Origin of the sequence: Segatella paludivivens DSM 17968 = JCM 13650 (genome assembly GCF_000373185.1) — a bacterium.
GTDB classification, from domain to species: domain Bacteria; phylum Bacteroidota; class Bacteroidia; order Bacteroidales; family Bacteroidaceae; genus Prevotella; species Prevotella paludivivens.
The window spans coordinates 38981-52923 of sequence record NZ_KB890633.1 but is presented as its reverse complement, the minus strand read 5'-3'; the positions used below and the strand labels follow the sequence as shown (position 1 = coordinate 52923).

General features: G+C 38.4%; 11 protein-coding genes. 9 read left to right on the top strand and 2 right to left on the bottom strand.

Going from position 1 to position 13943, the window contains the following annotated elements; all coding sequences use genetic code 11:
- The first annotated feature begins 28 nt into the window (after positions 1–28).
- Entirely contained in the window at positions 29–589 is a 561-nt protein-coding gene (frr, locus tag B045_RS0104080) for a ribosome recycling factor (protein WP_018462997.1), read from the top strand.
- 9 nt (positions 590–598) lie between these two features.
- Positions 599–1531, top strand: a complete 933-nt coding sequence (gene rsgA, locus B045_RS0104075; protein ID WP_018462996.1) for a ribosome small subunit-dependent GTPase A — start codon at positions 599–601, stop codon at positions 1529–1531.
- 77 nt (positions 1532–1608) lie between these two features.
- On the opposite strand, the gene B045_RS0104070 is transcribed toward rsgA, so the two are convergent.
- Positions 1609–2478: an aldose 1-epimerase family protein gene (locus B045_RS0104070; RefSeq protein ID WP_018462995.1), complete on the bottom strand. Its 870-nt coding sequence runs from the start codon at positions 2476–2478 to the stop codon at positions 1609–1611.
- Positions 2479–2548: 70 nt separating this feature from the next.
- Here B045_RS0104070 and B045_RS15415 point away from each other — a divergent pair, with 70 nt between their 5' ends.
- The 7 genes from B045_RS15415 (at position 2549) to serB (ending at position 12191) form a co-directional block, all read left to right on the top strand.
- A complete protein-coding gene (locus tag B045_RS15415) occupies positions 2549–2698 on the top strand; it encodes a hypothetical protein (RefSeq protein WP_018462994.1) in 150 nt (49 codons plus the stop codon).
- Positions 2699–2719: 21 nt separating this feature from the next.
- Entirely contained in the window at positions 2720–3529 is an 810-nt protein-coding gene (locus tag B045_RS0104060; RefSeq protein ID WP_018462993.1) for an MBL fold metallo-hydrolase, read from the top strand.
- 127 nt (positions 3530–3656) lie between these two features.
- Positions 3657–7046 (top strand): SusC/RagA family TonB-linked outer membrane protein, encoded by a 3390-nt coding sequence (locus B045_RS0104055; RefSeq protein ID WP_018462992.1) that lies wholly within the window; start codon positions 3657–3659, stop codon positions 7044–7046.
- Between the two features lie 30 nt (positions 7047–7076).
- Positions 7077–8783, top strand: coding sequence for a RagB/SusD family nutrient uptake outer membrane protein (locus B045_RS0104050; RefSeq protein ID WP_018462991.1), 1707 nt, complete (start codon positions 7077–7079; stop codon positions 8781–8783).
- Positions 8784–8889: 106 nt separating this feature from the next.
- Positions 8890–9786 (top strand): YitT family protein, encoded by an 897-nt coding sequence (locus B045_RS0104045; protein WP_018462990.1) that lies wholly within the window; start codon positions 8890–8892, stop codon positions 9784–9786.
- Between the two features lie 20 nt (positions 9787–9806).
- Complete coding sequence (mnmA, locus tag B045_RS0104040; protein WP_018462989.1) at positions 9807–10907, top strand: tRNA 2-thiouridine(34) synthase MnmA; 1101 nt, start codon at positions 9807–9809, stop codon at positions 10905–10907.
- Between the two features lie 54 nt (positions 10908–10961).
- Positions 10962–12191: a phosphoserine phosphatase SerB gene (serB, locus tag B045_RS0104035; RefSeq protein WP_154650095.1), complete on the top strand. Its 1230-nt coding sequence runs from the start codon at positions 10962–10964 to the stop codon at positions 12189–12191.
- Between the two features lie 63 nt (positions 12192–12254).
- Here the strand turns inward: serB and B045_RS0104030 are convergent, their stop codons facing one another.
- Positions 12255–13922: a formate--tetrahydrofolate ligase gene (locus B045_RS0104030; RefSeq protein WP_018462987.1), complete on the bottom strand. Its 1668-nt coding sequence runs from the start codon at positions 13920–13922 to the stop codon at positions 12255–12257.
- Between the last annotated feature and the right edge of the window lie 21 nt (positions 13923–13943).

The window sequence follows — 13943 nt, the reverse complement described above, 5'->3', positions numbered from 1 at the left end:
GAATAGAAAATTAAATAATCATATAATTATGTTAGACGTTAAAGCAACATTAAGCGACGCCGAAGAGCGCATGGAGATGGCAGCAATGTATCTTGCCGACGAATTGACACATATTCGTGCCGGTCGTGCTAATACAGCCATTCTTGATGGCGTGAAAGTTGAATCTTATGGAAGTAAGGTCCCTCTTAATCAAATCGCAACCGTAACTACACCAGATGCAAGATCTATTGCCATACGTCCATGGGATAAAAAGGCAATTAAAGATATTGAAAAGGCTATTATGGACAGTGATGTTGGTATTACTCCAGAAAATAATGGTGAGGTTATCCGTCTTGGTATACCACAGCCAACTGAGGAACGCCGTAAGGACCTTGTTAAGCAGTGTAATAAATTAGGTGAGAAGACCAAGATTGAAGTACGTAATGTCCGTGGTGAAGTTAAGGAAAAACTTAAGAAAGCCATTAAAGACGGATTGTCTGAAGATATTGAGAAAGATGCTGAGGCTGATCTGCAGAAAGTTCACGATAAGTACATTAAGAGAATTGATGACCTGCTGACTGATAAGCAGAAGGAAATCATGACCGTATAATTAGCCTGAATGAAAGGACTAGTTATAAAGAACACCGGTAGCTGGTATTCAGTTAAAACTGATGAAGGAAAGGTTATCGAAAGCAAGATAAAGGGTAATTTCCGATTGAAAGGAATCCGTAGTACAAATCCTGTAGCTGTTGGTGATCTTGTTGAGATTGTCACTAATCAGGAAGGTACAGCTTTTATTACCAAGATTGAAGACCGTCGTAACTACATTATACGTAAGTCTCAGAATCTTAGTAAGCAAAGTCATATTATTGCTGCCAACGTAGATCAGGCTTTCCTTATTGTCACTGTGAATTATCCGCAGACAAGTACTACTTTTATAGATCGTTTTCTAGCTTCGGCTGAAGCTTATAGGGTGCCTGTGATATTGGTGTTCAACAAAATGGACATTCTTTCAGAGGAAGAAAAGCATTATCAGCAGATGATGATAAAGCTATATTCTACAATTGGATATGAATGTGTCGAAACTTCTGCCGTAAATGGTGATGGGATGGATGTGTTGCGTTCAATGCTGAAAGGTAAGATAACACTGTTGAGCGGAAATAGTGGAGTAGGAAAGAGTACGTTGATAAACAGAATTTTACCTGAAGCTAATTTGCGTACATCTGAAATAAGTGATGCCCATAATACAGGTATGCATACCACTACATTTAGTGAAATGTTGGAATTGCCTGAGGGTGGATATATTATTGATACTCCTGGAATAAAGGGATTTGGTACTTTTGATATGGCTCCTGAAGAACTTACAAGTTATTTTCGTGATATTTTCCACTATTCGAAAAATTGCAAATTCAGCAACTGTAAGCATACTCATGAACCTGGTTGTGCAGTCTTGAAGGCTTTGGAAGATCATTATATTGCAGCAAGCAGATACCAAAGTTATTTGAGTATGTTGAGTGATCAGGATGAAAACAAATATCGTGAGGCTTTCTGATATTTAACGAATATCTTATAAACAAATAAAAAAGTGGCTGAAAGATTGTTCTTTCAGCCACTTTTATGTGTTATATATTATTCTCCTATTGTTATAGTATATTCGCTCATGAAGCTACATCCTGGGAGAAGTTTGTTCATAAGATACTTATCCTTGAATTCTCCGTCGTATTCAGCCCAGTCATGAATACCATACCAAGGTTCGATACATACGAAATGTGCGTCTTTACCATACGGACTCCATATACCAACGGCAGGAGTCTTTATGTCAAGAGTAACTTCAGGCTTACCTTCCTTGTTGATAATACTAATCTTCTTAAGTTGACTGTGATCGAAGATAACTGCGTCATCCTTGAAGTCATCTTGTGTGAACTTATAAAGTCCGCCTTCTGTTTTAACTTTATGATATCCAGGAGTGATGCATCCACCAACATTACCATACAGTCTGCTAGGTTCTTCATCGTCAAACTTGAGAGTACCCGCTAATGGTTCTCCTTGTTTCAAGTCTGGAACGTTGAATGCTGGGTGACCACCAATCTGGAAATATATTTCCTTGTTATCGGTATTTTCAACATGCCATATTACTTTAATCTTATTTTCTGTAATCTTGTAGCTTACAGCTAGATTAAAATGATATGGATAGTCCTTCAATGTCTCTGTACTGTCGTTTAGACCATATACAAGTTGATTATCTCCTTGCGCAATGAGCTTGAAGTCTGTGTCACGTGCGAAACCGTGGCGTCCTAGTTTGTATTCTTTTCCGTTTACACGATATTTGTCTTCCCAAAGTCCGCAAACAATAGGGAATAGAATAGGTGAATGGCGATCCCAAAATTTAGGATCAGCCTGCCAAAGATATTCCTTACCATTGGCATCCTTGATGCTTTGAAGTTCAGCACCGTGTTTAGACACTGTTACAGTGAGTTTGTCATTTTTGATTTGTTCCATGATATGTTCTTTTAAACATTATTGCAAAGGTAACAAAAAAAACAGTATCTTTGCATAAAATTAAAAAAATATGGTAGACTTTGCACATTTTAATTCGACCAGCGAATATCGCCGTGACGACCTTATACGTAATATAGAGCACGCTGTGCAGAAACTTACTCAGGGAGAATTGGAGGCTTTATATTATGACATGCTAACCAAAGGATTAATAGAGGAATAGTAAAAGAATTGTATTCAGGATATGGAAAATGCAAAACTGACAATGTTGGGCACAGGTAATGCTGTTGTGAGTCATATTTATAATACGTGCTTTGTTGTGAGTACAGAAAATACTTCATTACTTGTTGATGCGGGTGGTGGTAATGGCATCTTGTCCCAGATGGATAAGGCTGGAATATCTTTGTCTAGAATACATGATGTGTTTGTTACGCATGCTCATACAGATCACATGCTTGGTGTTGTCTGGGTAATACGGATGTTTATTCAAAGGTCTATAAGCGGTGATTGCAATGGTGTTTTAAATGTTTGGGGTCATGAAAAGGTGATAGAAATGCTAAAGTATATAAGTGAAAACACTCTTGCCCCAAAACACCTCAAGCAAATGGTAAAGTGCATCGTGTTTCATACTCTTGAAAATCGTGAGGAATTTAATGTAGGAGAATTTCATTTAACAGCTTTTGATATACTTTCAACTAAAGAAAAACAATTTGGCTTTGTATGCAGAATGCCCAATGATGAAAAATTAGTGTGTCTTGGAGACGAGCCTTATAATCCACAAAACAAGGAACTTGTTGAAAACGCAGATTGGATGATGTGTGAGGCTTTTTGCAAATATGCCGATAGAGATGCTTTTCATCCTTATGAAAAACACCACAGTACAGCAATGGATGCTGCGATGATAGCGCAACAATTAAATGTCAAGAATTTAGTGCTTTATCATACAGAAGAAAAGACTATAGCCACTCGCAAGAGAGATTATACATTAGAGGCTCAGACTAAATTCACTGGTAATATATTTGTCCCGGATGATTTAGACGAAATAAAGTTGTGATGTTTTTATAGAAAATATTGTCAGTTACAAACTTATCTGTAACAATTTAAAATAAATATTTGCAAATATTTGCAAATGGTTAAATGTTTATTTATATTTGCAACATAATGACATAAACATATTTTCTATGAAAAAACTATCCGTGCTATTGGGAGCTTTATTTCTTTGTTGCAATTCAACATCGAATATCCTAAAGGCTTCACCTCTTATTAATCAGTTGGTGGTAGGAGCGAAAGCTACAGTTACGATTAAAGGAATTATTGTCGACGAAAATGGTGAACCTGTAATTGGTGCCAGTGTAACAGAACCTGGAACTACGCGAGGCTCGGTGACAGACGTTAATGGAAATTTTTCGATTAATGTTGGAAACGGAAGTAAGATCCGTATTTCTTTTTTAGGCTATAAAACTGTTACCAAAAATGCTAAAGATGGTATGAGGGTACAGCTAGAAAGTGACAATGCCTTGCTAGACGAAGTGGTTGTGGTAGGTTATGGTCAGCAGAAAAAAGTGAATCTAACTGGTGCTGTCTCAAATGTTGATCTTGCAAAGACTCTTACAGGTAGACCAGAGCAGGATGTAGCAAGGGCTTTGCAAGGAGCCGTTCCTGGTCTTTCAATTATAAACAGCAGTGGAAACATTGATAGTAATCCAACTATTTCTATTCGTGGATTAGGTACATTATCAAATGGTCAGTCTTCTTCTCCTTTGATTATTGTTGACGGAGTTCCTGTTGATGACCTTTCTATGATAAATGGCAATGATATAGCTTCAATCTCAGTTTTGAAAGATGCTTCATCTTCCTCAATATATGGTAGTCGTGCCGCGTTTGGAGTTATACTTATCACGACCAAACAGGCTAATAAAGGTGATAAGATTTCAATAAAATATGATGGACATCTGGCTTGGGATAATGCTACTTATCTTCCTGATTATCCTGATGTTCCAACCCAGCTTAAATCTGCTATGATGGCTAAGGCGCGTACCGATGGTGGTTCAGTTGAACTCTTTGGTATGTATTTCGACAAATTATTACCTTATGCAGAGAAATGGCAGCAACAGAATAGTGGGAAAAAGGGATATAGTTTGATGCGTCCTTATCAGAGTGACAGCGATGTTGGTGATTATTATTTCATGAATGGTCAGCCCATGTATTATGCAGATTATGACATAAAGAAAATATGGTATGATAATGCCGCACCTTCGTTGAGTCATGATCTTTCAATTAGTGGCTCAAGCGGTAAAACCGTGTTTTATATGTCTGTTGGATATGACAAGAAGCAAGACCTGATGAAATTTAATCCAGCACAGCGTGAAAGATATAATGCCACTTTGAATTTAAAGACTGATGTTACCGATTGGCTTTCTGTAGGAGCGAGAGTAAATTTCACCCGTCGACATATAGGTAAGGCAAACTCTTATAACAACATATATCAGTATCTTTGGAGATGGGGCTCATTCTTTATTCCTTCTGGTATAATGCAGGCATCAGACGGCTCACAATATGATTATCGCATGATAGCTATGCAGAAGCAGGCATCGCGATTATATAATGTTCATGATGTATTCCGTATGAATACATTTGCAAAGGCTAATATAACAAAAGACCTCACGCTTAATGCTGATTACACTTACGAGATTGACAATAGTAATTTAAAATCAAGCAACCATAGTGTGTATGGAATGAACTGGTCGGGTGTTGCTCCAGCATATATTGTAGGAACATCAACAACAAATGCCACACGTGATAATACCAAGGCAAATCGTTGGACAGCGAATGCATATATGAACTACAATCATTCATGGAACGATGTGCATAATCTAAATGTAATGGTTGGTGTTAATGGAGAAAATTATTCTTCTGATTATTTCTACGCCAATCGCACTCAACTTTATGATGAAGAATACCCAGAACTATCTCTTGCTTATGGAGATATGACAAAGGCTACCATTAAGTCTTCTACAGGTGATCGTGCTTCAGCTGGCTATTTTGGACGTATAAACTATGATTATAAAGGTATATATCTATTGGAACTTAACGGTAGATATGATGGTTCTTCAAGATTTCCAGAAGGTGACAAGTGGGCGTTTTTCCCTTCTGGGTCTTTAGGATATCGCTTTACTGAAGAACCTTATTGGAAAAATCTAAATAAGTATGTCTCTAGCGGTAAGTTACGTATGTCCTATGGTGAGATCGGAAATGAGGCAGTAGGCGATTGGATGTTTATTTCAAGAGTATCGGCTATTTCTCCATCAGACATAACATGGCTCAATGGAAGTAATACAAAAGTTAATCAATTTGATATGCCGGATTGGGTGTCACCAACTCTTACATGGGAACGAATACAGTCTTTCAATTTAGGTCTTGATTTGGGTTTCCTTAATGATGAACTCACTGTTACTGCAGATTGGTTTCAACGTGTCACGAAAGATATGTTAGCTCCAGGAACAGCTCTGCCTGCAAGCGTTGGAGCAACTGCACCATATTCAAATGCTGGTCAACTTCGTTCACGAGGTTGGGAAGTAACTCTTAATTGGCGTAAGCAGATTAATAAGAATTTGGGTCTTTATGCTAATTTCAGCATTGGAGATTCTAAGGTTAAGGTTACTAAATGGAACAACACTTCTAAACTTATCGGATATACAGGTGGTATCGTTACTGATGCAAATGCCAAGATGTATGCTTACCAAGGTGAAAATTGGGGCGATATATGGGGATTTGAAACAGACCGTTATTTCACGGAGGAAGATTTTAATGGAAAGAATGCTGATGGTTCTTGGAAATATAAGTCGGCTGTAGCAAATCAGACTGGCATACAGACTGATAATTTCGTATATGGTCCTGGTGATATAAAGTTCAAAGATTTAAATGGTGACGGAAAAATTGATGGTGGCAAGGGTACAGCCGAGGATCATGGAGATCTTAAAGTTATAGGAAACACACTTCCTCGCTATGAATATAGCTTCCATTTGGGTGGAACATATTGTGGATTTGATATTGATTTATTTTTCCAAGGAGTTGGTAAACGTGACATGTGGACATTGTCTTCTTTGGCGTTTCCAGAAATGCGTGCTCCAGATCTTGCAATATATTCAAATCAGACAAGATATAATGTTTATGACCCAGCAAACAACATAGTAAATATCAATCAGAGTAATGATTTTCCTTGTCTATATGCTGGAAATGAAGCCCCTGGTAATGTTGCCGCACTCGCCCCAATAGGTGGTGAACATAATTACTACCCTCAGACAAGATATCTTGTTGACATGTCATATCTTAGATTGAAAAATATAACAATTGGCTATACTGTTCCTCAGTCAATCCTGAGACACATCTATATTCAGAAAATACGTGTATACGGCAGCGTTAACAATCTCTGTCTTCTTCATAATGGATGTGGAAATCTTCCTGTTGACCCAGAAATGAACGATGGACAAGGTACTCTTACTTATGGCACATGGGGACGTACATATCCTATCACGCGTTCTTGGTCTGTAGGCCTTGAGGTTACTTTCTGATTTATATAACTTATATAATAATTTCAATATATGAAAAAGAATATAATATATGCCATTGCAGCATTCACATTGATGCTCTCTGGCTGTAATGATATGCTGGATAAGTCTCCTCGTGACACATTTACGAATAATACCACTTTTTGGAGTAATGCCAATGCGGTAGAGAGCTACAGCAACAAATTTTATGATAACTATATTGGGTATAATTCAAAGGGTGATTTGGGATGGTTCTATTTCAAAAGCTTTTCTGATGATCAGGTAAACCCAACGTTTGATGACTGGACTTATAAAACAATTCCTAGTACCTCTAGCGACTGGACTGACGGTTCCAAAGAGATACGTCGTGTAAACTATCTCATTCAGGGATTGTCTTCTTCAACACTTACAAATGGAGAGAAAGCACGCTTTATGGCTATAGGACGTTTAAATCGTGCATGGGAATATTATCAAATGGTAAGAAAGTTTGGTAATATGCAGTGGATGCAAGATGTAATCACAGATCCTGATGACAATAGAATTTATGGCTCACGTACAGACCGTGATGTTGTCATAGATTCAGTGCTTAGTGATTTAAATTATGCCGTAGCTAATCTTGATGATGTAAGTGATAAGACGGCATGGAGCAAACAGATGGCATTGGCGATGAAGAGTGATGTATGCCTTTATGAGGGTACATTCTGCAAGTATCGTACGGCTAATGAAAATGGAAAGGCACCTGATTTGTCACGTGCGCAGAAATACCTTAACGAGTCTGTTACAGCTTCCGAGGCAATCATGAATTCCGGCAAGTTTGCGCTAAGTCCTAATTACGGAGACATATATAATTCACTTTCACTGGGTAATAATAAGGAAATCATATTCTATCGTAATTACGAAAAGGATATGGTTATGCATTCGTTAGTGGACTATACCTGTAATTCTACAGAGCAGTTTGGAATCTCTAAGGATGCCATTGATGCGTTCCTGTTCCTTGATGGCAAACCTAAAGCCAATACAAGTCTTAATACAGACGATAAGGCTGTAATCAATTCTGGTGGTAACTATTCTGTTAGCAGAATGCTTTCTCAAAGAGATAAGCGTTTAAGTGTACTTGTAGACTCTATTATAAGTTTTGCTGGTCATGGATGGGCGCGTGTCAACAATATGGGCGTTTCTGCTTCTCCTCAGATGACATCTTCTACTGGATATACAGTAAGAAAGTATGATAACATGAGCCTTGATTCATATTATCGCATTAATATTGGTACTGGATATACAGATGCTCCGCTTTATTGGTATGCCGTGATATTATTGAATGAGGCAGAAGCTAAGGATGAGTTGGGAACTATTACGCAATCAGATCTTGACAAGACTATTAATCTTTTGCAAAGTCGCGTAGGATTAAAGCCGATGACATTGCAACCTGATGCCGACCCAGCAAACAATATGGGAGTAAGTAATCTATTGTGGGAGATTAGACGATGCAGACGTTGTGAACTTATGACAGACAATTGGTATAGATATTGGGACTTGGTGCGTTGGCATCAGTTAGATAAACTTGATACAAGCAAGAATCCTGATATTATGCTTGGAGCAAATTTAAGCAATGTCAGTAATGTAGGTGTTAATGTAACACCAGATAAATATATGATTGGTAATACAAAAACTCGCACATACGATAGCAAGTATTATCTTTATCCTATACCTACCGGACAAATTTCGCTAAGTCCTGAAACAGGACAAAACCTAGGTTGGTAATAATTTGCATGTAAGTGCAACATTATCAAATAATTAAAAACTCCGCAATTGCGGAGTTTTTTTGTTTTTATTTTGTAATTTTGCATCCATTATTAGATATTATGTAATGAGAAGAGAAGAAAGAAAAGTTATAAGAGGTATATATGATTACCTTATAATAGCCATAGGAATGGTAATTGGAAGTCTCGGATGGGTGGCTTTTCTGTTGCCAAACAAAATTACGATAGGTGGTCTTCCTGGTGTTTCCTCAATCGTTTATTGGGGAATGGGCATTCCGGTTCAGTACACATATCTGGCAATAAATGTATTGCTTTTAGCAGCGGCACTGAGAGTACTTGGATTCAAGTTCTGTGTAAAGACAATATATGCAGTCATGTTTTTTACAACATTTACTACTTTTTGGCAACATATCGTAGGAAACACTGTTATGTTTCACGACCAGCCTTTTCTAGCATGTGTTGTCGGTGGTTTGCTTTTAGGTATAGGAACTGGTTTCAGTCTTTTGCGCAATGGCAGCACTGGTGGCTCTGATGTCATAGCCTCTATTGTGCATAAATATCATGATGTGTCACTTGGACACATTATTCTGGTATGTGACCTTTGTGTGATAACATCCAGCTACCTTGTACTGAACAGTTGGGAAAAAGTTATATATGGATATATCGTGCTTTTCGTCATGTCATATACCATAGATCATGTGATAAATGGTTTTCGTCGTTCGGTACAGTTCTTTGTCATTTCTGAGAAGTATCAGGAAATAGGTAGACTTATAAATGATGAGGCTGCACGTGGCTGCACAGTGATAGATGCCCATGGCTTTTACAGTGGTAAGAAGATGGGTATGCTGTTTGTGATAGCAAAGCAAAACGAAAGTCACAACATATTCAGCATTATTGATGATGTTGATCCAAGTGCTTTTGTTAGTCAAAGTGCCGTTACTGGAGTCTATGGTTTGGGCTTTGATAGAATGAAAGTTGGAACTAAACGAGTGAATAACAAATAATTTTGTTACTTTTGCAAAATATGATTGATTACGAGGATATAAAGGGTAAAAAGATAGCACTCCTTCTTTCGGGTGGTGTTGACAGTAGTGTCGTTCTTTATGAAATGGTTAGTCATGGCGCAAAACCAGACTGTTTCTATATAAAGATTGGTCCAGAAGAAAAAGAGGAATGGGATTGTAGTAGCGAGGAAGACTTAGAAATGGCTACTGCCGTTGCTGCAAGGTATGATTGCAAGCTAAATGTTATCGACTGTCATAAGGAATATTGGAGTCAGGTAACAAAATATACAATGGACAAAGTCAAGGCTGGTTTCACGCCTAATCCTGATGTTATGTGTAATCGTCTGATTAAGTTTGGCGCATTTGATGAGAAAATGGGTCACGATTACGATTTGATAGCAACGGGACATTATGCACAGACTGAATGGCATGACGGATACAAATGGCTCACAACAAGTCCTGATCCTGTTAAGGATCAGACTGATTTTCTTGCCCAGATTTATGATTGGCAGTTGCATAAGGCTATATTTCCGATAGGTCATTTTGAAAAGAATGAAGTTAGGGAAATTGCCGAACGTGAACATCTTGTCAATGCAAAACGTCGTGACAGTCAGGGAATATGTTTCCTTGGTAATATTGATTATAATGAATACCTAAAGCGTTATCTTGGTGAAAAGACAGGCGATGTCGTTGAATTTGAAACAGGTAATGTAATAGGTCAGCATAAGGGATTGTGGTTTCATACTATCGGTCAGCGTAAGGGACTTGGATTTGGCGGCGGACCTTGGTTTGTTGTCAAGAAAGATGTTGAACGTAATATTCTTTATGTCAGTCATGGTTATGATCCAGAGACTGCCTATAAGCAAGATTTTAAGATTCATGATTTTCATTTCACAACATATTGTCCTGAAGGAAGTACTGAAATACAGTTACCTGATAACATCACGTTCAAGATAAGACACACTCCAGAATATTTACCTGCAACATTAGAGAATAATGTTGACGGCACATATACCATTCATGCCGCTAAAAAGGTTCATGGTGTTGCTCCAGGGCAATTCTGTGTAATATATGATAATCAACATCATCGTTGTTTCGGTTCAGGAGAGATAACTTTATAGTAATAAATTCAACCGCTTGTTATTATGAAGCGGGGTAATATATATTATTTCATTATGAAAGAAGAACAGATTTTAATTCGTATAACAGGTCAGGACCGTCCAGGTCTTACTGCTTCGATAATGGAAATACTTGCGCTCTACGATGCACATATTCTTGATATCGGTCAGGCTGATATTCATAGCACTCTTTCGCTAGGTATTCTTATCCGCATAGATTATACGCATTCTGGTCAGGTAATGAAAGAATTACTTTTCAAGGCTGATGAACTTAATGTAAACATTGGTTTCACACCTATTTCTGATGATGAATATGAATCATGGGTTAACCGTCAGGGCAAGAATAGATTTATTCTTACTGTTATCGGTCGTACGCTTTCTGCCAAACAAATTGCTGCAGCTACAAAAATTATTGCTGATCAGGGGTTGAATATCGACTCTATATTGAGACTTACAGGTAGAATGAGTATCAAGAAACCAGAACGTAACGTACGTGCATGCATTGAGTTTTCTCTAAGAGGTACACCTGCTGATAGGGAACAAATTCAGGCATCACTGATGCAGATGGCTTCAGAACAGGAAATAGACTTCTCTTTCCAACGTGATGATATGTATCGCCGCATGCGACGTCTTATTTGCTTTGATATGGATTCCACGCTTATACAGACAGAATGTATTGATGAGTTAGCTGCTCGTGCTGGAGTAGGGGCTCAGGTGAAGGCTATTACTGAGAGGGCTATGCGTGGAGAAATAGATTTTAAGGAAAGTTTCACCGAACGTGTTGCACTTCTCAAGGGACTTGATGCTGAAGTTATGCATGAGATTGCCGAAAACATGCCTATCACCGAGGGTGCCGATCGTCTTATGTCAGTATTGAAACGATGCGGTTATAAGATTGCTATACTAAGTGGTGGTTTCACCTATTTTGGAGAATATCTGCGCAGACGTTATGGTATTGATTATGTATATGCAAATGAGTTGGAAATTGGCGAAGACGGAAAGCTTACTGGTAAATACATTGGAGATGTTGTTGATGGTAAGCGTAAGGCTGAACTTCTTAAACTAATAGCACAGGTAGAGCAAGTGAATCTCGCCCAGACAATAGCTGTAGGTGATGGAGCCAATGACTTACCGATGATTTCAGAAGCAGGACTTGGCATTGCTTTCCATGCAAAGCCACGTGTTAAGGCTACAGCGCAGCAATCCATAAGTAATATAGGACTTGACGGTGTGCTTTATTTCCTTGGTTTTAAGGATAGTTATCTTGGTGAACAAGGTAAATTGTAAAGCATTTAATATAAAAAAATAAGGCAGAAAATAATAATCATTTTCTGCCTTATTTCGTTTATGTTATTCTAGTCCAACAAGTAGACCGTTTTCAATATCAATTCTTTCTGCCTGTGGATGCTTTGGCAATCCAGGCATGCGCATGATGTCTCCAGCTACAGCCACAATCATTTCGGCACCTGTGTTTATCACTAGGTCACGAATAGTGAATGTGAAGTCCTTTGGCACACCATGTCTCTTAGCATCATCGCTCAGTGAATATTGTGTCTTTGCGATACATACGGGATAATTCCCCAGTCCCCATTCGTCAATGCGTTCGAGAGCTTTAACAGCAGACTTTTTGAATACTACGTTGCTTGCACCATACACATTTTTAGCAACACTTGTAATCTTGTCCTTTATGCTGTCTGTTTCGCTGTAAGTGAATTTAATGTCTCCAGAAGGATTGTTAGATATAGTGTCTATTGCTAGCTGTGCAAGTTCAAGACAACCTTCACCGCCTTTCATGTAAGCCTCATTCATAGCAAATCCTACTCCACATTCTTGGCAGTGCTGGCTGACGAGTTCTATTTCTTCTTCCTTATCGTTGCTGAATCTGTTTAAGGTAACAACTACGCTTTGTCCCATATTGCGCATGTTACTGATGTGCTTATCCAGATTTTCAAGTCCAGCTATTATGTTGTCGATATTTCCGTTGTTAGGATCTCCAACCTGCATACCTCCGTGCATCTTCAGTCCCATAATCGTAGCCACAATAATGGTAAGCTTAGGCTGTATTCCTGCTTTTCTGCATTTAATATCAAGGAACTTCTCTGCACCAAGATCTGCACCGAATCCAGCTTCTGTTACAACATAGTCACCAAATGTCATTGCCATTTTTGTTGCTAGGATACTGTTGCATCCATGAGCGATGTTAGCAAAAGGACCACCGTGAATGAATGCTGCTGTTCCTTCTATTGTCTGTACAAGGTTTGGTGATAAAGCGTCTCTCAGTAAAACAGTGATAGCTCCACCAACACCAAGATCTTTCACTTTGAAAGGCTTGTTGTCGAGTGTCACTCCAAGTAGAATATTCTCAATTCTAAGTCTCAGGTCTTCTTCGTCTTTTGCCAAGCAGAGTATAGCCATGATTTCACTTGCAGGAGTAATGTCAAATCCGCTTTCAGCAATAATGCCGTTAGTCTTTGGGCCAATACCTGTTGTGATGCATCTCAAATTACGGTCATTGACATCCAAAACTCGTTTCCACAGAACTTCTTTCAGGGCAAAACCTTCCTCTCGGTGTTGATAAATATAATTATCAAGCAATGCTGCAATCATGTTGTGAGCAGAAGTAATTGCATGGAAATCACCTGTGAAATGCAGATTAATTCTATCCATTGGCAATACCTGTGAATAACCTCCACCGGTAGCACCGCCCTTCATGCCGAAGCAAGGACCAAGACTCGGCTCGCGAAGAGCCAATACAGATTTTTTTCCCAGTCTGTTCATAGCCATTGATAAGCCAATGCTTACAGTGGTTTTTCCTATGCCGGCCTTAGTAGGGCTTATAGCAGTAACAAGAATAAGATTACTTTTGGCAACTTTGTCAGCGTCAATAAGTTTCAGTGGAACTTTGGCAATATACTTGCCATAGTTTTCTAAATCCTCACTTGGTAATCCAATCTTTTCCGCAATTTTTTCAATGCGTTCCAATTTGCATTCACGTGCAATTTCGAGTTCCGTTTTCATTTATTTCTTGTATAGTAATGT

What these genes read in the sequence shown, in the direction of transcription:
- serB (WP_154650095.1), top strand. Translation starts at nt 10,962, where the DNA reads ATGAAAGAAGAACAGATTTTAATTCGTATAACAGGTCAGGACCGTCCA.
- mnmA (WP_018462989.1), top strand. Translation starts at nt 9,807, where the DNA reads ATGATTGATTACGAGGATATAAAGGGTAAAAAGATAGCACTCCTTCTT.
- B045_RS0104050 (WP_018462991.1), top strand. Translation starts at nt 7,077, where the DNA reads ATGAAAAAGAATATAATATATGCCATTGCAGCATTCACATTGATGCTC.
- B045_RS0104070 (WP_018462995.1), bottom strand. Translation starts at nt 2,478, where the DNA reads ATGGAACAAATCAAAAATGACAAACTCACTGTAACAGTGTCTAAACAC.
- rsgA (WP_018462996.1), top strand. Translation starts at nt 599, where the DNA reads ATGAAAGGACTAGTTATAAAGAACACCGGTAGCTGGTATTCAGTTAAA.
- B045_RS0104030 (WP_018462987.1), bottom strand. Translation starts at nt 13,922, where the DNA reads ATGAAAACGGAACTCGAAATTGCACGTGAATGCAAATTGGAACGCATT.
- frr (WP_018462997.1), top strand. Translation starts at nt 29, where the DNA reads ATGTTAGACGTTAAAGCAACATTAAGCGACGCCGAAGAGCGCATGGAG.
- B045_RS0104045 (WP_018462990.1), top strand. Translation starts at nt 8,890, where the DNA reads ATGAGAAGAGAAGAAAGAAAAGTTATAAGAGGTATATATGATTACCTT.
- B045_RS15415 (WP_018462994.1), top strand. Translation starts at nt 2,549, where the DNA reads ATGGTAGACTTTGCACATTTTAATTCGACCAGCGAATATCGCCGTGAC.
- B045_RS0104055 (WP_018462992.1), top strand. Translation starts at nt 3,657, where the DNA reads ATGAAAAAACTATCCGTGCTATTGGGAGCTTTATTTCTTTGTTGCAAT.
- B045_RS0104060 (WP_018462993.1), top strand. Translation starts at nt 2,720, where the DNA reads ATGGAAAATGCAAAACTGACAATGTTGGGCACAGGTAATGCTGTTGTG.